This window comes from Corynebacterium sp. MSK041 (assembly GCF_030232265.1).
Lineage (GTDB): Bacteria > Actinomycetota > Actinomycetes > Mycobacteriales > Mycobacteriaceae > Corynebacterium.
In genome coordinates this window covers 28,643-47,271 of record NZ_JASPJK010000013.1, presented here as the reverse complement: position 1 = coordinate 47,271, position 18,629 = coordinate 28,643, and the positions used below count along the sequence as shown (strand labels likewise).

General features: G+C 60.2%; 13 protein-coding genes. 10 read left to right on the top strand and 3 right to left on the bottom strand.

Translation table 11 applies throughout. From position 1 onward, the window contains the following. Nucleotides 1-13 precede the first annotated feature (13 nt). On the top strand, nt 14-1,534 hold the full coding sequence (glpK, locus tag QP968_RS09665) for a glycerol kinase GlpK (protein ID WP_284856196.1): 1,521 nt from the start codon (nt 14-16) through the stop codon (nt 1,532-1,534). Nucleotide 1,535: 1 nt separating this feature from the next. Here the strand turns inward: glpK and QP968_RS09660 are convergent, their stop codons facing one another. Further along, nucleotides 1,536-3,641, bottom strand: coding sequence for an N-acetylmuramoyl-L-alanine amidase (locus tag QP968_RS09660; protein ID WP_284856195.1), 2,106 nt, complete (start codon nt 3,639-3,641; stop codon nt 1,536-1,538). Nucleotides 3,642-3,793: 152 nt separating this feature from the next. Here QP968_RS09660 and glf point away from each other — a divergent pair, with 152 nt between their 5' ends. Then, nucleotides 3,794-5,002: a UDP-galactopyranose mutase gene (gene glf, locus QP968_RS09655; RefSeq protein WP_284856192.1), complete on the top strand. Its 1,209-nt coding sequence runs from the start codon at nt 3,794-3,796 to the stop codon at nt 5,000-5,002. 21 nt (nt 5,003-5,023) lie between these two features. On the opposite strand, the gene QP968_RS09650 is transcribed toward glf, so the two are convergent. Then, nucleotides 5,024-6,205: an ATP-binding protein gene (locus QP968_RS09650; protein WP_284856191.1), complete on the bottom strand. Its 1,182-nt coding sequence runs from the start codon at nt 6,203-6,205 to the stop codon at nt 5,024-5,026. Nucleotides 6,206-6,320: 115 nt separating this feature from the next. Here QP968_RS09650 and QP968_RS09645 point away from each other — a divergent pair, with 115 nt between their 5' ends. Then, nucleotides 6,321-7,226, top strand: coding sequence for an EamA family transporter (locus tag QP968_RS09645; protein ID WP_284856190.1), 906 nt, complete (start codon nt 6,321-6,323; stop codon nt 7,224-7,226). Between the two features lie 434 nt (nt 7,227-7,660). Here QP968_RS09645 and QP968_RS09640 read toward each other — a convergent pair whose 3' ends face one another. After that, the gene (locus QP968_RS09640) at nt 7,661-8,932 is read right to left on the bottom strand and encodes a glycosyltransferase family 87 protein (protein WP_284856189.1); all 1,272 of its coding nucleotides are present in this window, start codon (nt 8,930-8,932) and stop codon (nt 7,661-7,663) included. 357 nt (nt 8,933-9,289) lie between these two features. On the opposite strand from QP968_RS09640, the gene QP968_RS09635 reads away from it, so the two are divergent. From QP968_RS09635 to QP968_RS09605, 7 genes are all read left to right on the top strand, one after another. Further along, on the top strand, nt 9,290-9,523 hold the full coding sequence (locus QP968_RS09635) for a three-helix bundle dimerization domain-containing protein (protein WP_284856188.1): 234 nt from the start codon (nt 9,290-9,292) through the stop codon (nt 9,521-9,523). Nucleotides 9,524-9,779: 256 nt separating this feature from the next. Further along, on the top strand, nt 9,780-11,726 hold the full coding sequence (locus tag QP968_RS09630; protein ID WP_284856187.1) for a glycosyltransferase: 1,947 nt from the start codon (nt 9,780-9,782) through the stop codon (nt 11,724-11,726). Then, nucleotides 11,716-12,240, top strand: a complete 525-nt coding sequence (locus QP968_RS09625; RefSeq protein ID WP_284856186.1) for a phosphatase PAP2 family protein — start codon at nt 11,716-11,718, stop codon at nt 12,238-12,240. Before QP968_RS09630 ends, QP968_RS09625 begins: the two co-directional genes overlap by 11 nt. Beyond that, complete coding sequence (locus tag QP968_RS09620) at nt 12,237-13,235, top strand: decaprenyl-phosphate phosphoribosyltransferase (RefSeq protein ID WP_284856185.1); 999 nt, start codon at nt 12,237-12,239, stop codon at nt 13,233-13,235. Before QP968_RS09625 ends, QP968_RS09620 begins: the two co-directional genes overlap by 4 nt. 10 nt (nt 13,236-13,245) lie before the next feature. Continuing rightward, nucleotides 13,246-15,060 carry an arabinofuranosyltransferase AftB family protein gene (locus QP968_RS09615; protein WP_284856184.1) on the top strand — a complete coding sequence of 605 codons (1,815 nt, stop codon included), beginning with the start codon at nt 13,246-13,248 and terminating at the stop codon, nt 15,058-15,060. Between the two features lie 111 nt (nt 15,061-15,171). Beyond that, nucleotides 15,172-16,182: an alpha/beta hydrolase gene (locus QP968_RS09610; RefSeq protein WP_284856183.1), complete on the top strand. Its 1,011-nt coding sequence runs from the start codon at nt 15,172-15,174 to the stop codon at nt 16,180-16,182. 469 nt (nt 16,183-16,651) lie between these two features. Then, complete coding sequence (locus QP968_RS09605; protein WP_284856181.1) at nt 16,652-18,622, top strand: alpha/beta hydrolase-fold protein; 1,971 nt, start codon at nt 16,652-16,654, stop codon at nt 18,620-18,622. The last annotated feature ends 7 nt before the right edge of the window (nt 18,623-18,629 follow it).

Genomic DNA, 18,629 nt, shown 5'->3' with positions numbered 1-18,629 from the left:
GTTAAATAACCCCATGCCATACATCGCCGCGATTGACCAGGGAACAACGTCCACCCGGTGCTACATCACCACCCCCGACGGCGAGGTGGTGGGCACCGCCCAGTTTGAGCATGAGCAGATCATGCCGCGCGAAGGGTGGGTGGAGCACAACCCGCGTGAGATCTGGCGCAACACTCGCCGCGCGTTGTCGGAGGCGTTGGTTGATGCGGACCTGGATGTGGAGGACCTGGCTGCCGTCGGGCTGACCAACCAGCGTGAAACCGCGGTGATCTGGGACAAAGAGACTGGAAAGCCGATTTATAACGCCATCGTGTGGCAGGACACCCGCACGGAAGACGTGGTGCCGGATGGGGATAAGTCGCGGTATCTGAAGAAGACGGGGCTTCTGGCTAACTCGTATCCGGCCGGCCCGAAGTGGGCGTGGATCCTGGATAACGTGGAGGGCGCGCGCGAACGTGCGGAGAAGGGCGAACTGCTCGCTGGCACGATTGATACCTGGCTGATCTGGAACCTCACGGGCGGGGCACGGGAACCGCGCCGGTCTAAGTTCGCGGAGATGTTTGGGTTTGCCAGGGATCGCGCCCAACATGTCACCGACGTAACCAATGCATCGCGCACGCTGCTCATGGATCTGGAAACGCTGGAGTGGGATGAAAAGCTGTGCACGGAAATCGGTGTGCCACGACAGATTCTGCCGGAGATCAAACCGAGCTTCGGCCACTTTGGGTCCATTCGCCGGCAGAAGAGCTCACGTGATGTGCCCATCACGGGCGTGCTGGGCGACCAGCAGGCCGCACTGTTCGGGCAGGGCTGCCTGGACAAGGGCACCGCGAAGATGACCTACGGTACTGGCCTGTTCATGCTGCTCAACACCGGTGATAAGCCACAGTTTTCAGAGCATGGTTTGCTCACCACCGTTGCGTACCAGAAGGCGGGCAAGCCGCCGGTGTACGCCTTGGAGGGGTCCGTGGCCGTGGGTGGTTCGCTCATTCAGTGGCTGCGGGACCAACTGGGCATCATCAACCACGCCGCAGAATCGGAGAAGCTGGCTGGCCAGGTGGAGGATTCCGCCGGGGTGGTCATCGTGCCCGCGTTCTCCGGACTGTTCGCGCCACGCTGGCGCCCAGATGCCCGCGGCGTGATCACCGGAATCACGCGCTACACCGACCGGCGCCACATCGCGCGGGCAGCCCTGGATGCCACCTGCCTGCAGACGCGGGAGGTGGTGCGGGCAATGGAAGCAGATGCGCAGATAAGCATTGATGCCTTGCGTGTGGACGGTGGCATGACCGGCAACGACCTCCTCATGCAAATGCAGGCCGACGTGCTGGAATCCACCGTGGTGCGGCCTGACAACATGGAAACCACCGTGATGGGCGCAGCGAGTGCCGCCGGGATCGGTGCCGGGCTCCTGGAGGAGCCACTGAGCCTGGGTGATGAAAAGACCTGGGAAAACACAATGGCCGGTCCCGACCGGGACCGGCTCATTGCGCGGTGGGAGGAAGCCGTGGCTCGCTCCCTTGATCTAGCGTGATTTACTTCACGTCGATATCCAGGTTGCCCGTGGTCACGCGGTAGGTGATGGAACCGCGGTCAAAGTCCACTCGGATGTCACCGTTATTGGCGGCGGCATCGGACTTCACCGGCTTACCCAGCGGGCCCAAGTCCAGGCCCTGCTTGAGCCACGCATCGGCGATCTTCTCAGGCATGATCACCTGGTTGCCATCGGAGCTGAGTAGCGCGATGCCCTTTTCAAAGATGCCGTACTCATCGCCACCCACACCCTGAAGCACGCCGTCGAGCTGGCCGAGCATCGGCTCAAACTTGCTCCACTTCTGCTTCGCCTCCGGGCTGCCCACGACGTTAACCAGTTGGCCAACGTACGGGCGGAGGCTAGCTAGGGTGATACCTGGGATGATCTCCACGTTTGCCACGTTGGTCACCTGCTTCGGCAGCATGCCGTTGCCAGCAGCGAAGAGCAGAACTGCGCCACCGACGGTGCCCACGGCGGTAGCGATAGCAGCCGGGTCACCATTCATGATGCCTTCGAAGGAGACCTTGCTGGAGGTGTTAGCCAGGTTATTGATGGTGGTGTTGGTGCCATCACTATTCGGCACCGTGCCGGTCCTTGGCGGAGTCGGCTGTGACGGCGCAGGTGTGTTCCCCTCCGGCGGAGTCGGTGTGGTCTGCTGCGGGTTCGATGCGGGCGGGGTGTACGCACGGTTGGACTTCACCGCATCAGCCTTAGCCTTAGCTACGTTGCGGATGTACCCCATCTGGCCGTACAGGTTGTCGCCCGGGCAGGTGTTGTAGTGGAAGTCACGGTGAGCATTCACAACATTGAAGTTGGCGCCCTGGCCACGGGAGTACTTGGAGCCTTTGAAGTTTGCATCAGAGGTCAGCCAGGTCTTACCGGTCGGGTCAAGGCCCGCAGTGCCGGCCTTCCAGCCGATCATTTCACCCATTGCGTTCAGGGACGCTGGGGTAGGTGCCGCCGTCTGGTAGTTGCCCAGCATGGAGATGCCCCAAGTGTGTGCGTTGAAGCCACCCACATGAGCGCCCTGCGGGTTACGGTCCAGACCGCCTGCGCGGCCTTCGTAGATGTTGCCGTACTTATCCACGAGGGCGTTGTACCCCACATCGCCCCAACCCAGGTTATGGGCGTGGTAGGACCAAATGCCGCGGACGATGCCCGGCGCCTGCGCCGCGGTGTAGTTATTCGAACCAGCGGTGTGGTGAATGGTGATCGCCTTGGTTGGCTCCGAGTAGTAGGGGGTGCGGCTCTTGCCGGCGCCCCAGGATGCGCGGGAAACCACGCGTGGCATGCCGCTGGTGTTGTACTGCGCCGGGGCAATTGCACCGTCGGCGGTACCTTCGCCGCCCTCAATAAACACAGCATCCAGATCAGCAGCGGTGGTCACCGGTGCAGCCTCGGCTGGTTGATCGTCCAGCTCCTCAACGTCTGCAACCGGGGCGATCTCGCCATAGTTGGTCGGCAGAGCGCGGTCGCCCAGGACGGACGGTGCGGTGCCGGGTGTGAAGCCGGACAGGTCAACCGGGGCGGAATCCGGAAGCGAGGGATCAACAGCGTCAGCGGTCTCAGCGGGGGCTTCAGCTGGTTGCTCAGCCGGCGCATTCTCTGCCGGTGCCTTAGCCGGCGCATCGTGTGCCACCAGGTCAACGTTGGCGGTGGAGACCTGAACACGCTTGGTCTTTTCCACGTAAATCGGCTCGGTGCCGTTGGCAACGCCGTCGGGACCAGCCTCAGCATCCATCTCGTACCACTCGGACCAGGTGCCGTCTGGGCGCTCAGCGCGGACGAAAGCGACGATGTCGCGGTCGCCTTCCCAGGTCAGGCCGAAAACGGAGAATTCCTCATCGCGGACGAACTCTTTCACCGTGCGGGCTTCATCGCCTTCACCCTGGGTGGCCACGGCGGGATCATCAACAATGATGGACTCCGCGTCAGCCAGGGATGCGGTGGAGGTGGAAACCTGAATGTTGGCAGAGCCGACGTCCTGGGTCTTGAGGATCTCGTTGCCGCCAAAGGCACCCGCCGCAATGACGGCGAGGGTGCTGGCAACTGCGATGACCGGAGTCTTCTTCCTAGAGGAAGGGTTGAGGTGGCGTCGTTGTTTCACGTTCAGTGCTCCTGGGTTAATAGTGACAGCTGTGACTAATCTAGATCAGAAGCAACTATAGGATACTCATGTGACTTTTGTGAACAATGTGACTTGCGGGTGTGTCGCGCCAATCCAGCGTTTCGGCCCTCCTCCCCAGTAGCCTTGGGCCCATGACTTCAGGTGACACCAATACGTATGACCTCATCGTTGTCGGCTCCGGCTTCTTCGGCCTCACCATTGCGGAGCAGGCGGCGAGTGAGCTGGGTAAGCGGGTACTCGTCGTCGAAAAGCGAGAGCACATCGGCGGCAATGCGTACTCCGAAAAGGAACCGGAGACGGGCATTGAGGTGCACAAATACGGCGCGCACCTGTTCCACACCTCCAATGACCGCGTGTGGGAGTACGTCAACCGCTTCGCTGAATTCACCGACTACCAGCACCGCGTGTTTGCCATGCACGACGGCACGGCGTATCAGTTCCCCATGGGCCTGGGCCTGATCAACCAGTTCTTTGGCAAGTACTACAGCCCCGACGAGGCGAAGGCCCTCATCGAGGAGCAGCGCGAGGGCCTCGACCCGGCCGCAGCCACGAACCTGGAGGAGCGTGGTATCGCGCTCATCGGCAAACCGCTTTACGACGCATTTGTGAAGCACTACACCGCCAAACAATGGCAGACCGACCCGACGGACCTGCCGCCGGAAATCATCTCCCGCCTGCCAGTGCGCTACACCTTCAACAACCGCTACTTCAACGACAAGTACGAAGGCCTCCCTGTCGACGGTTACGCTGCCTGGCTGGAGAAGATGGCATCGCATGAGCTTATCGACGTCCACCTGGACACCGACTGGTTCGACGTCCGTGACACCATTCGCGGTGAATCCCCCGAAGCCCCGGTGGTGTACACCGGCCCGCTGGACCGCTACTTCGACTACGCCGAAGGCCGTCTGGGTTGGCGCACCCTCGACTTCGAGCAGGAAGTCCTAGACACTGGTGACTTCCAGGGCACCCCGGTGATGAACTACAACGATGCGGATGTCCCGTACACCCGCATCCACGAGTTCCGCCACTTCCACCCAGAGCGCGCCGAGTACCCCGACGATAAGACCGTCATTGTGAAGGAGTACTCCCGCTTCGCCGAGGACGATGATGAGGTCTACTACCCGATCAACACCCCGGAAGACCGCGAGATGCTCAAGCGCTACCGCGAACTCGCCGCCGCTGAGTCCCGGGAGAACAAGGTCCTCTTCGGTGGCCGCCTGGGCACCTACCAGTACCTAGACATGCACATGGCCATCGGCGCAGCACTCTCCGTCTTTGACAACCACGTGCGCACCTACTTCGTCGACGGCAAACCCATCGACCAGCCGCGCGGGCACTAGGGGTCCACTACTACCGCGTTCTTATTCCGGCCAGATGGAGAACTGCTCCATTGCGTCTGTCGCATGGTGTGAACGTAGGTACTCGCGCATGTAGGGCAGCTCGTAGTCGACGTAGCCGTGGGATGTTGGGCGGATCATTTCAGCGTCGATAAGCCTCTTGCGATAGGTGCCCGCGTATTGCGAATCGACGCCCATGCGCGCCGCGATGTCCAACATGCGTGATGGGCCATCGTCGGTGGACATCGCGGTGAGGAAGGTGCGATCAACCTCAGACAGATCTGCAAGCGACGGTTCGTGCACAAGCTGGCCGAGTTTCCTCCGGGCAGCACCGATGCCATGCGACACCGCTTCCTCATCGATCACGTTGTCGGTGAGGTTACGGAACGCGTGCTGCCCAACCAGCTGGATCATGAAGGGGTATCCACCAGTGGCCTTGGATGCGATGTCGAGGGCCCCCGGGGTCCATGAAACCCCAACTTGAGCAGTGGTCTCCTCCAATGCCACGCGCACCTCTTCGATCGAAACCATTCCGGTTTCAATCCTGTTTGCGCGGCGCAAGAAGGTCACGGGGTTGCGGCCTTCATCAGCAGCGAGAAGTGGTTTCACGGCACCAGGGATGCCGGCCATCGCAACCGCAATCTGACGATCTTCCCGGACAAGATGTTGGATAGTCGTGCCGAATTCAACAATCTCGTCCATGTGGGCGTAGTGCAGCTCATCCAAGGTAATCAGCAGCCCAACTGGTTCCTGGCCGAGGCGGGCATCAATCTCCGCCTGGCAGTCAAACAGTTCATCAAGCACCGACCTCAATGTTGGGGTGGGTGAATAAGCAGGAACAGATTCGGTGTCAAAGCCGAGATAGGGGAGTTTGATTCCGGAGAGGCGGCGCTTGGGTTCGCCGGAAAGCTCCTCCACGAGCTTGTATGCACGGTCGCGGATGCGATCGATAAAACCGCGAGTTTTGGTTTCGGAGATGACGTGCCAAGCGTGAGATTTGGCGACTGCTTCGAATTCATTCAGCAAAACAGTCTTGCCCACTCCCCTCGGACCGGTGATGATGGAGATACGTTCGTGGCTTCCTGGACCGTCCTGGATGGCGGCGTCAAAATCGCGGAGATACTCATCGCGCCCCGCGACCACCACCGGTGTCTTTCCAACCGTTGCGGTGAAAGGGTTCTTGGGTCGCCGCTGGATCGCTGACATTCCGCCTCCTTACTATTTCTTACTATCTTTACTATTTTTACTATCTTTACTATTTCGGCGCGAGGGGGCGCGATCGAACGCTCAAGTTCTGCACCCATGTACTAGCCTTTCCCGAGTGCCACGCGAACGTAACCAAACCCGATTGACCTGGCAGGGCATCAACGCTTTTCTTGCTCTGCCGGCGGCCCCGGTCCTGATGGTGCTCATCGGCTCGCTGGGGACGCAGGCCGCCGCCGTGATTGTCACGGACATGCTGGCCGCTGTCGGCGCGCCGGGGGTGTCGGGCCTGCGCATGGCGGCTGCCGCGGTGATCATGGTGGTGCTGTTCCGGCCGAAGCTGACCGGCATGACGCGCGCCCGCGCCATCAACATCGTGGTGTACGGCGTGGCCATGGGCATGATGAGCATGATGGTCTACGCCGCTATCGCGCGCCTTCCGCAAGGTGTCGCCGTGACCATCGACTTCCTTGGCCCGTGCGTGGTGTCGTTCCTTGGTCTGACCATGTGGCGCTCGCGCCTGTGGGCTGTCGTCGCGTTCATCGGTGTCGCTCTCATCGCGCAGCCCTCCAATGACCTGGACATCGTCGGCATTGGCTTCGCTGCGCTCGGTGCGGTGTTCTTCGGTGCCTACACACTTTTCGCCGCGCGCATGGGCGGCACCGACGGTGGCGGCATGCCGGATCTCGCCTTGTCGGTGGTCGTCGCCGCGCTCATTCTCATGCCGTTTTCCGTGCCTGCCGTTCCGCTTCTTGATGCCCCCATGTGGATCACCATCATCATCTCCGGCTTCATCGGCGCGGTGATCCCTTATGTCATGGACACGATTGCGGCGGGGATTGTGTCGGCGGCGGTCGTCGGTACGCTTTTTGCCCTTGACCCTGTGATCGGCGCGATTTTGGGCTGGGCCTTCTCCGGCGACGAGCTGACCTGGTCAATGGTGGCGGGCATCGTGCTGATCGCGGTCGCTGGCGCGATCATCACGTGGCGTGGGGCGCAGGAGTCGCCGGATATTGGGGAGTAATAAACAACTCCAAACAACTCGAAACAACTATGTCTGCCTGCGTAAACGCGCTGTTTTCGGCGTGTTTTTCTGGGAGTTGTTTGCCTAGTTGTTTCAGAGTTGTTTGAAACAACTCCCGAACAACTGACGCGCTTTAGCCGCTTACGGGCACGAACGTTGCCACCAAGTAACGGTTGATGTCGCATACGAAGCCCGTGAGCTTGGCCACCAGCATGTCCGATGCTGGGGATCCGGCCTTCCGCCGCGGGCGCAGCAGAGCGCGCCAAAGGAAACGTAGCCACGCAGCCTCTCTGGCTCGAATGAGCAGGATTGGCTTCGGTGGCGTTAGCTGGGTGATATGCGATTCCCAAACGCCAAGCAGTTGCGTTTCAAAACGCAAAGTGAAAGCGTTTCAAAGTGCAAAACGCCCAGGTAGGAGCATGTGATTCTGGTGCCTAAAAGTCTCCAGCAACAGTGCGGGACGCTGGTGCTTCGACTTGCTGCTCTTCCACAGGCCGATTGGCCAGCGCCCACGCGCCAACTGCAACCGGCAGCGCGATGAACATGAACGACGGGATATAAGCCAGCGTGACGCCTAAGGGCACGTTGTCGGTTTCTGGCCAGGTCCAGTTGCCGTACATGAACAGCAGAATGAGAACGGTAACTGGCCAGCGCACTGGGGATTGGCGCCCGGCGATGGTGAGCACGAGCGGAATGAGCCAGATGGAGTAGTAGTTTTGCAACAGTCCGCTTGCCATGAAGCCGCCGGCGAAGCACACGCCAGTGGCCACGAAGGTGAACAGCACCGGGTCCGCTTCTTTCCATCGCCACATCAAGGCGACCGCGGCGAGTGATGCTGCGGTGACGAACAGCGTTAAGGCGGTGGTCACCGTATTTGGCCAGTCGAGGACAATGCCGAGTCCGCTGACAGAACCATTGAAGCGGGGCCGGGGCTCGCTGAGGTAGGGGACGAGGTTGGTGAAGAAGAGTTCCGGTTCCGCGATGGTGAACCATCCGACCGTGAACAGCGCTGCGGCGACGAGGGCGGCGATAACAACCACGGCCACCTGCCAATAGGTCAGGGAGACGATAAACAGCACCGCGAACTGGGGTTTGATGGACAAAGCCACACCCGCGATCGCGCCCGCCGCCCAGGCTTCCGGCCGTTTGAAGTGGTTGAGCCAGCCGACCTTCCGCTCCCGGAGGCGCAGGGAGAACCAGATGAACAGCACCTGCAAGAGCAGCATGAATCCGTTGATATTGGTCAACGCCAAAGTTGTTCGGACTGGTTCCGGTGTGATGAAGAAGAAGCTCACTGCCAGCGGGAAGACAATGTGGAACCAGCGCGGACGAACCATATGCGCAGCCACAGCGATGGCAGCGACGATGCAAAGCGCGCCGAGGGCAGCCATCACCGCGCGCGCCACTTCTTGCGAGCCGAAGACAGCAACCGGAGCAATCAGCACCGTGCCCGCAGGGGTGTACAGGTAGTGAGGCTTATCGACGGTGTAATCCGACCCAAACACCGCCGCCCCCGAGACATACTTATTGGCCGCGTCCCAGATCGGCGTGAAGTCCGTTCCCGGGTTTAGCTGCGGGAACACTATGGCAGAACGGACAAGGACGAACGCCATCACCGTGTACAACAGTGGAACCGCTACGCGGAAGGCTGCTGATGCTGCCGGAGTGCGGTCGAGGTTGGGGGATTCTGCGGCATGGATAGGCACAGCGGGGAGGTTAGCACGACGAAAAGGTCTCTCGAGGTCTCTTAAAGCCATCAAAGTTAACTAAAGGGTTAACAAATGACCTAAAGCGCGAACCGTGAAGATGAACAGGGTGTTAACTTGCACATGGTGCAATAGCTTGCGAAATTATATTCACGCTAAACGGGCAGGTGAACCGCCACACGCCCTAGTGGGTTAATTAAATGCTTGATGTTCACCAACCATCTGCTAAAGTTAACGACAGGTTAACAAAGGGCTAACGTAAATGTTTACCCCGCGAGCCTCGTCCGAGGAGGTACCCCTCCATGGAACGACCACATACAAGTTCATGGCTATCACGTTCAAGGAAAGGAGGATGCCATGATCGCAATCAACAATATTTCCAAGGACTTGCACGCCCGGTTTGATGGTGTCGTGGGCGTACATGTCGTCGACGCTGTGCTTGAGGCAGTTCTTGCAGAGCACCTGGAGCGCGCGAAGGTGACCCGCTGGGTTCCGCTTCTCGCTGGCCGTGCAGCTGCAGAGCAACTCGCTGGCATTGCGGACGGCACCCTCGACCCCGCCAAGTACGGCGAGACCCTGATCGCCGCCTAACTGGCTGCTACTAGCCTCGAGCCCTGGCCTGGATTCTCATCCGGGTCAGGGCTTTTCGCGTTCCCAATGCACGATTCCCGGGAATCGTGCATTGAACTCTCTAAAACACCAGGACTGCTCTCGAATCCGGGGAGTTAGGGCACAGTTCCGCTCGCACAAAAGCGGCAGGGCGTGTTCGAGCGCCGAAAACCCGTCGGCAAGCGTGGACGCACTACGCTTAGGGCGACACTCTATTTAGGCACCGAAAGTGAGATCTGTGGAAACAACGACTGCAGTAGACGTCCTTCAGCGTGTGCTGATGCCAAAGAAGGGCGAACCGCACGACGTCCGCATGCTGTACCTCATTGAGGCGGAGCAGAATAAACAGCGTGTGACGTGGTCGGGCCGGACAAGCTTCAGCATGGGGGCGGGTGAGGAAGTCTCCTTCGAAACGTATTTCAATGCTTTCCCGGCGTCGTATTGGCGCCGCTGGTCGCAGCTGGACACAGTCGTGTTGGCCATGGATGTGGAAGGTGCGGCGACGATTTCGGTGTACCGCTCGAAGCATGATGGTGTGCGCATCGCAGTGACCAACGTGGAGGCGAAGGACGCCCGGGTGGAGATCCCGCTGAAGCTGGCCAACTTTGAAGATGGTGGCTGGTTGTGGTTCGACGTGAACGCGGAGTCGGACGCGACGATCACGGGTGCCGGCTGGTTCGCGCCGCATGAGCCGAAGGAGCAGGTGCTTCCGGATGGCAGCACGATTGCGCCCTCGGAGAAGAAGGTCGCGGTGGGTATCCCGACGTTCAACCGTCCGCGCGATGCTGTCAACGCGCTGCACGCTTTGGCAGAAGACCCGCTGGTGCTGGAGGCAATCACGGATGTGCTGATGCCGGACCAGGGTAACCAGCACCCAGCGGATGAACCGGACTTCAGGGAGGCCGAGAAGAATCTTGCTGGAAGATTGAAAATCTTCCAGCAAGGAAATCTTGGTGGTTCCGGCGGTTACTCCCGCATTATGCATGAGGCGCTCAACCAGACCGATGTCCCGTTCATTCTGTACATGGACGATGACATCGCGATTGAGCCGGATTCGATCCTGCGCGCGGTGCAGGCCGCCCGCTATGCCAAGAGCCCGATCCTCGTCGGCGGCCAGATGCTGAACTTGCAGGATCGCAGCCAGTTGCGCACCACGGGTGAGACGGTGGACCCGAACATCTTTATGTTCTCCGCCGCGAAACATGCCGTCTACGACCACGACTTTGCTAAATATCCGCTTGGTTACGTGGGTACGGAGGAAGAGGATCTCGATCCGCGCAAGACCACCTCGCGCCCGTTGCACCGCCGCATTGATGTGGATTACAACGGCTGGTGGATGAACCTTTTCCCGCGCGTGGTCGCGGAGAAGATGGGTCTGCCACTCCCGCTGTTCATTAAGTGGGACGATAACGAGTACGCGTTGCGCGCCAAAGAAGCAGGTTTTCCCACGGTCACATGGCCCGGCGTTGCCATCTGGCACATGGCCTGGGCCGACAAGGACGATGCTATTGACTGGCAGGCGTACTTCCACATGCGCAACCGCCTCATCGTGGCCAGCATCTACGGTCCGGAGAATCCGGAGGCGATGCTGAAGAACATGCTGAAGTCCACGCTCAAGCACTACGTGTGCATGGAGTACTCCACCATCGCTATCCAGAATGAGGCGATGAAGGACTTCCTCGCCGGCCCGGACCAGCTCTTTGACATCCTTGAATCCTCGCTGCCGCGGATTCAGGAGATCCGGAAGGGCTTCCCCGATGCGCAGGTGCTGCCGTCCGCGGCGGATTTGCCGGCAGCAACAGGCGCACCGGGTGTGCCCACGAACAAGATGGGTGGGCGTCTGGCCAAGATCAAGAAGATTCCGTGGGCTGCGAAGTCTCTGCTTCACCTGCGTAAACCGGAGGATCGTGCGCATTGGGAGGCGCCGCAGCTCAACCTCACCGCGGAGGAGGCGCGTTGGTACACGTTGGCTCGCGTGGATTCCGCGACGGTGTCCACGGCTGGTGGCACGGGTGTGGCCTTCCGCAAGCGTGATAAGGAGCTGGCTAAGACTCTCCTCGATGAGCAGAAGCGTCTGCGCGCGGAGATCAAGGATCGTTGGGCGGGGCTCAAGCGCACCTACCGCGAGGCACGCCCGGAGCTGACCAGCCACGAGAACTGGAAGAAGATCTTCGATGAGCAATAAAAACTCTTTGACTACTTATGAAGTGAGCGCTCTACGCGAGCTTCAGAAATTGCTTTTCGACGCCCCCGGGGTCCTCCCCACCGCCCGTGGCCTCAGCCACTTCGGTGAGCACGCCCTTGGGTGGCTGGGCATCTCGGCGGCAGGTGCGGCTGTGGATGAGAAGCGTCGACGGAAGTGGCTGGCCATGGGTGCTGGAGCTTTTACAGCACACGCGGCATCCGTGGTGATCAAGCGGATCGTCCGGCGCCGTCGCCCGCATGATCCCAGGATCAAGGTGGGTGTGGGTACGCCGTCGAAGTTGAGTTTTCCGAGTTCGCATGCGACGTCGACAAGCGCTGCGATGGTGCACCTTGCAGACATCACTGGTTCAAAACTGCCGTACGCCGGCATTCCCATTATGATGGCGTCCCGCATGGTCCTGGGCGTGCACTATCCCACGGACACTCTGGCGGGTGCGCTCCTGGGGGCTGGGGTGGCGCGCGCCGCGATTGAGATTGAAAGGCAGACAGCATGACCGAGCCGAACACTCCGCCTTTGCAGGACGAGCCGTTTCTGAAATCTGAGCCCCACACCGAGGGTGTGGATTACAACCGGAAGAAGACTCCGCCGAAGAACCTGCCCGACGCGATGATCAAGGGCTTGCGCCCGAAGCAGTGGGTCAAGAACGTCTTGGTTCTGGCGGCACCTTTGGCTGCAGGAACGGATTCCTTCACGTCTCGCACCGTGTGGGATATTGCGCTGGCGTTCATCGTGTTCTGCTTCGGTGCGTCTTCGATCTACCTGGTCAATGACGCGCGTGATGTGGAGGCAGACCGCGCTCACCCGACGAAGCGTTTCCGCCCGATTGCCTCCGGCAAGCTGCCCATTGGTTTGGCGTATGCAATGGCGGCAACGCTTATCGCGCTAGCTATCGGCCTGTCGTTCCTGGCTTCTGATGGTGTGGCGCTGGCAACGGTGATTGGCGTGTACATCGCGCTTCAGCTGGGCTACTGCTTCGGCTGGAAGCACATCCCGGTGATTGATATCGCGCTGGTGTCTTCCGGTTTCATGCTGCGCGCTATGGCTGGCGGTGTTGCGGCGAATATTGATCTGTCGCAGTGGTTCCTGTTGGTCGCGGCGTTCGGGTCGCTGTTCATGGCCTCCGGCAAGCGCTACGCGGAATTGCTGCTCGCGGAGCGTACGGGCGCGAAGATCCGCAAGTCGCTGCAGGGCTACACGCAGACCTACCTGCGTTTCGTGTGGACACTGTCCGCCACAGCCGTGGTCATGTCCTATGCACTGTGGGGCTTCACGCTTTCCGACGGCGTCGCCCCCGCCGAAGGCCTCTGGTACCAGATCTCCATGGTCCCCTTCATCATCGCCATCCTGCGCTACGCAGCCGAAGTGGATAGCGGCAATGGTGGCGCCCCGGATGAAATTGCTCTGGAAGACAGGGTATTGCAGATGCTTGCCCTGCTCTGGATCTTCACCATCGTGATGGCTGTCTATGTGATTCCTGCCATGAGCTAGGATGCTCCGCATGGAAAAAAGCGCCCGTCTTTCGCTGCTCTTGTCGGCTCTCATCGCGGGCGCTTTCGCATTCTGGGGTGGTTTCGCCCGCCGCTGGATCAGCGATGACGGGCTGATTGTGCTGCGCACCGTGCGCAACATCCTCGCCGGTAACGGCCCCGTGTTCAATGTTGGTGAGCGCGTTGAGGCGAACACGTCCACCCTGTGGCAGTACCTCATTGTTGCTTTCTCTTGGTTGCCAGGGATGAAGCTTGAGGATGTAGCGATGTGGCTGGCCCTTGCCTTCACCGTCATCGCGGCGGTGGTGGGCACTGTTGCCGCGGGCAAGCTGTGGGGGCAGCACACGGTGTTGCCGTTTGGCATCATCATCTACCTCGCCCTGCCGCCCGCACGGGACTTTGCCACCTCCGGTTTGGAATGGGGCTTGTCCCTGGCATGGCTGGCGGTATGGTTCGCGCTGTTGGTGCGCTGGGCAGAGGATTCGGAAAAATCCTCTACCCTGTACTGGCTTGCCTTCTGGGCTGGTTTGTCGTGGCTGGTCAGGCCTGAACTGGCCTTGTACGGCGGATTGACCGGTGTGCTGCTGCTTGCTTTGAACCGCCACAATCTGCGCCGCGTCGGCGGAATTCTGGCTGCGGCCTTGCCGTTGCCGGCGGCCTACACGATCTTCCGTATGGGCTACTACGGGCTGCTCACACCCCACACCGCGGTGGCTAAGTCTGCCTCCGAATCCGCTTGGCGCACGGGTGCCGCCTATGTATGGGACACGGTGCACCCTTACTGGCTGTGGTTGCCCCTCCTTATCGCCATCGCTTTGGGTGCAATGTTTATCTACCAACGCGCTGGCAAACAGGCCTTGGTGGCCCTCTTGGTCTTCGGCTGTGGCGCACTGCACCTTATATATGTGGTGAAAGTGGGCGGGGACTTCATGCACGGACGCATGGTTTTGCTGCCCCTGTTTGCCATGCTGCTGCCGGTGATGGCGGTGCCAGCCACGCTGATTACGGGGGTGGCCACCGCGGGGCTAGTCATCTGGGCGGGGTTGGTCATCCACCGTGGCCACGACTTAGGTTTTGATCCTTTTGATGAGAACCCGGTGGAGCTCACTATCGTGGACGAACGAGAATTCTGGACGGCAGTCTTGCTCCGTGAATCCGGTAACCCGCCACGCTACGCCGAAGACTTCTACGCCTCAGACATGATGAACGGGTGGCCCGAAGCCTGGGACGCAATCCATTCCGATGAGACTAATTCGACTGCCGCGGTGACCCTGGTGCGCATCCAAGGGCACCCAAGCGCCTTCCAGTGGCAGCCCCGCTCCCGTATGACCGGGAAGGACGCGCAGACGGACCTCGGGCAGCTGCCGCCCACGGCGTACCACATCAATTTGGGCATGACCGGGATGCTGGCTGAGCTGGATGATCGCATCCTGGACTCCGTCGGCTTAACCACGCCTCTGGCCGCGCGTCAACCACGCCTATCGGACGGACGCATCGGCCACGACAAGCAGTTGCCGTACTACTGGCAGTTGGCAGATACGGGGGTGGATGTCGAGGAGTTGCCGGAGAACGCGGATAAGCAGCTCGTCCGGCAAGCACGCGCGGCGCTGCGTACGCCTGAGATCAACGAGCTTATTGCTACCTACCGCGAACCGATGAGTGCGAAGCGTTTTGTGAAAAACATGGGCTGGGCACTGACAAAAGGTCGCACGTTGACCGTCAATGATTTCCCTGATGTGTACCTTGATGCGGACACGCTCGAGCGCATCGCCGCCGGCGAAGACGTGGGGTTGGAAGGCCCGCCCGTGTACTGGTCAGACCAATAAGTGGAAAAGTTTTGTGCACCGTTGATAACATCACGGTAACGCTTTGCAGACAATCTGCGACATACCGGGATGTAATCCCAAAATTTTCCCGAAGATCTGATTGGTGAGAACATGAACGCGACTCTCTCTGTGCGCCGCGCCCTGATCGCGCTGGTGACAGCAGTTGTAGCAGCGATGAGCATGATGCTTGTTGCGCCGAATGAGGCACACGCCAACCCGCGTGGGTGGCTGCGCCCTGACGCAACCGGACACTGCCACTGGGATCCAGTTGGCTACTGGGTGCAGCGCTGTGACGTGTGGTCCCCGTCGATGAACCGCAACATCCCGGTTCAGATCGTGCCGGCAGCACGCGGTGGCAACGCTGGCCTGTACCTGCTGGACGGCCTGCGTGCGACGGAGAAGACCAACGCCTGGTTCGAGGACGTCAACGCGGCAGCCATCTACGAGAACTCGAACATCACCCTGGTTGCCCCGGTTGGCGGTGAGGGCTCCTTCTACGCCGACTGGACTGCGGACCCGCAGTACGGCAACGGCAAGACCTACCGTTGGGAGACCTTCCTCACTCGTGAGCTGCCCGGCTACCTCCAGCAGCACTTCGGTGTCGCGCCGAACAACAACTCCATCATCGGCCTGTCCATGGGTGGCACCGCCGCAATGAACCTGGCAGCTAAGCACCCCAACCAGTTCCGTCAGGTGCTCAGCTTCTCTGGCTACCTGACCACTACGCTGCCAGGTATGCAGACCATGCTGCGTCTGTCGCTTTTGGATGCGGGTGGCTACAACATCAACGCCATGTACGGCTCCCTGCTCAGCCCGACCCGTTTTGAGAACGACCCGTTCCTCAACATGCACGGCCTGCGCAACACCGACGTGTATATCTCTGCCGCCAGCGGCATCCCAGGCCCGGCTGATGCGAGCTACCTGCCCCAGCACCAGGTCGCTGGCTCTCTCCTCGAGATCGGCGCAATGGCAAGCACCCGCATCTGGGAAGGCAAGGCCCGCCTGACCGGTATCAACGTAACCTCGGATTACCCGTCACTGGGCCTGCACAACTGGAAAGAGTTCGGCGGCCAGATGGTCAAGACCAAGGCGCGCGTGCTCAACCACATGAATGCGTGGTAATCGCTCGTACGAGTGACGGGATCCCTTCCAGTCCCTTTGAAAAGGGCTGGGAGGGATTTTTTGTTGGTTTTGGAGGCTTTTCCACTTTTGAGGGCCCTTGCTCGAGGAAGCCCACGACGAACTCCTCGGAGTTGGTCGGGCCTCTGCCCTGAACTTTCCAAAGTTAAGAGCAGTCCTGGTGTTTTAATGCGGGTTGTGCACGATTTCCGGAAATCGTGCACTGGCAGGGACCGGAAAGAGGCCCCAACAAACACGCGATCACCACTAAACCCACAATTCACACCTTTCACTCGGCGTGTCTCCAGGGTAAAGTCTCAAGTGAAACTTAAACTTCATGCCACAACATAATGAAGCAGCCGGCCCGGCCTAGGGGAGGGGAACCCCTGGGGTGGTGAGCTCCGGTATTTTCCGTACCTGTTTTTCTGAGTGAAGAACAGTGAAACACTCGAACCACTAAAGGGATGCCTCCATGCGCTTGACACCTCGACGTTTTCCCCGCAAGGCCACGAAGGGCCAGATGCTCGCTATCGCCGCGGTCCCGACAGCACTGGCTGTTGGCGTAGCCGTCGCTCCGGCGGTTGCACAGATTGGTTCCTCTGATCTGTCCAGCTCTTTGTCCTCTGGGCGTGGCCTTTCCGATGGTCTGCGTCCGTCGGACCCGCCGAAGCGCACGCCGATTGAGGTGGATGAGAATCCGCAGATTGATGGTCTGCCGGAGGGTGTGACGGTTGATCGTATTGAGTGGTTGACGCAGCGTCGTGTGGCTGTGTTCATTAATTCGGCGGCGATGCCGGGTGAGCAGATCCAGGTGCAGATCCTGCTGGCGCGTGACTGGCACTCGAACCCGCAGGCGAAGTTCCCGGAGGTGTGGGCGCTTGATGGTTTGCGTGCGCGTGATGATGAGAATGGTTGGACCATCGAGACGAATATCGAGCAGTTCTACGCGGACAAGAATGTCAACGTGGTTCTGCCGGTGGGCGGCGAGTCCTCTTTCTACTCCGATTGGCAGCAGCCGGATAACGGTAAGCACTACAAGTGGGAGACCTTCCTGACAAAGGAGCTGGTCCCGGTGCTGAACAATGAGTACCGCTCGAATGGTTCCCGCGCTGTCGTGGGCCTGTCCATGGGTGGTACGGCTGCTGTGAACTTGGCGGAGCGTAACCCGCACCTGTTCAACTTTGTGGGTTCCTTCTCTGGCTACTTGGACACCACCACGTCCGGTATGCCGATGGCAATTATGGCAGCTCAAAAGGATGCTGGCGGCTACAACTCTGAGGCAATGTGGGGCCCGGCTGGTTCCCAGGATTGGATCGACCATGATCCGAAGCTGGGTATTGAGAACTTGAAGGGCAAGACGGTCTACGTCTCTGCTGGCTCGGGCAAGGATGACTTTGGTAACGCTGAGTCTGTGGCAAAGGGCCCAGCCAATGCGGCTGGTGTTGGCTTGGAGATTATCTCCCGCATGTCCACCCAGACCTTTGAGCGGTATGCGAAGCAGGCGGGCGTGCCGATCGTCACTCGGTACCGTCCGTCGGGTGTTCACTCCTGGGAGTACTGGCAGTTTGAGATGTCCCAGGCATGGCCGTTCATTGCTGAGTCGCTGAACATTCCGGAGGGTGATCGTGGTGCACAGTGCAACGCCATTGGTGCGATCAGTGAGGCCACCAAGTCCGGTGCTATCGGTTCCTGCGTGAACAACGAGTACGACGTGGCCGGTGGCCGCGGTAAGGCTCAGGAGTTCAGGAATGGTTCCGCGTTCTGGTCCCCGGATACCGGTGCGCACGTGCTGATCGGTGCGATCCTCGCTAAGTACAACGCTCTGGGTGGCCCGGCTGGTTGGTTGGGCTTCCCCAAGACGAGCGAGCTGACCACCCCGGATGGTAAGGGCCGCTACGTCCACTTTGAGCGTGGTTCCGTCTACTGGACCCCGGAGACCGGTGCGCAGGCTATCCCGGGCGATATGTTCGCAGCATGGGGTAAGGGTGGCTACGAGGGTGGCCCGCTGGGCTACCCGGTCGCTGAGGCTGAGGCTGTTGGTGCTGGCTACGTGCAGAAGTTCCAGAATGGTTACCTGACCCGCAACCCAGAGGGCGTGGGCGAGGGCCACCACATGGTCTTCGGTGCCATCGGCGCGAAGTACGCGGAGATGGGCACCGCCCGCTCTAACCTGGGCTACCCAACGAGCAACGAGAAGAAGATCAATGGTGGCTTCTTCCAAGAGTTCGAGCACGGCAACATCTACTTCTCCCCGGCGTCTGGTGCTCACGTGATCTACTACGGCAACATCTTCAACGAGTGGGGCAAGAACGGTTGGGAGCAGGGCCGCCTTGGCTGGCCAACGTCTGACATGAAGGACATCCCGGCCGGTGGTAAGACCATCACGTTCCAGCACGGCACCTTGGACGAGATCTTCGGCCAGGTCCGCGAGCGTAAGAACTAAGGAGTCA

What these genes read in the sequence shown, in the direction of transcription:
- QP968_RS09615 (WP_284856184.1), top strand. Translation starts at nt 13,246, where the DNA reads ATGGAAAAAAGCGCCCGTCTTTCGCTGCTCTTGTCGGCTCTCATCGCG.
- QP968_RS09605 (WP_284856181.1), top strand. Translation starts at nt 16,652, where the DNA reads ATGCGCTTGACACCTCGACGTTTTCCCCGCAAGGCCACGAAGGGCCAG.
- QP968_RS09650 (WP_284856191.1), bottom strand. Translation starts at nt 6,205, where the DNA reads ATGTCAGCGATCCAGCGGCGACCCAAGAACCCTTTCACCGCAACGGTT.
- glpK (WP_284856196.1), top strand. Translation starts at nt 14, where the DNA reads ATGCCATACATCGCCGCGATTGACCAGGGAACAACGTCCACCCGGTGC.
- glf (WP_284856192.1), top strand. Translation starts at nt 3,794, where the DNA reads ATGACTTCAGGTGACACCAATACGTATGACCTCATCGTTGTCGGCTCC.
- QP968_RS09635 (WP_284856188.1), top strand. Translation starts at nt 9,290, where the DNA reads ATGATCGCAATCAACAATATTTCCAAGGACTTGCACGCCCGGTTTGAT.
- QP968_RS09610 (WP_284856183.1), top strand. Translation starts at nt 15,172, where the DNA reads ATGAACGCGACTCTCTCTGTGCGCCGCGCCCTGATCGCGCTGGTGACA.
- QP968_RS09620 (WP_284856185.1), top strand. Translation starts at nt 12,237, where the DNA reads ATGACCGAGCCGAACACTCCGCCTTTGCAGGACGAGCCGTTTCTGAAA.
- QP968_RS09625 (WP_284856186.1), top strand. Translation starts at nt 11,716, where the DNA reads ATGAGCAATAAAAACTCTTTGACTACTTATGAAGTGAGCGCTCTACGC.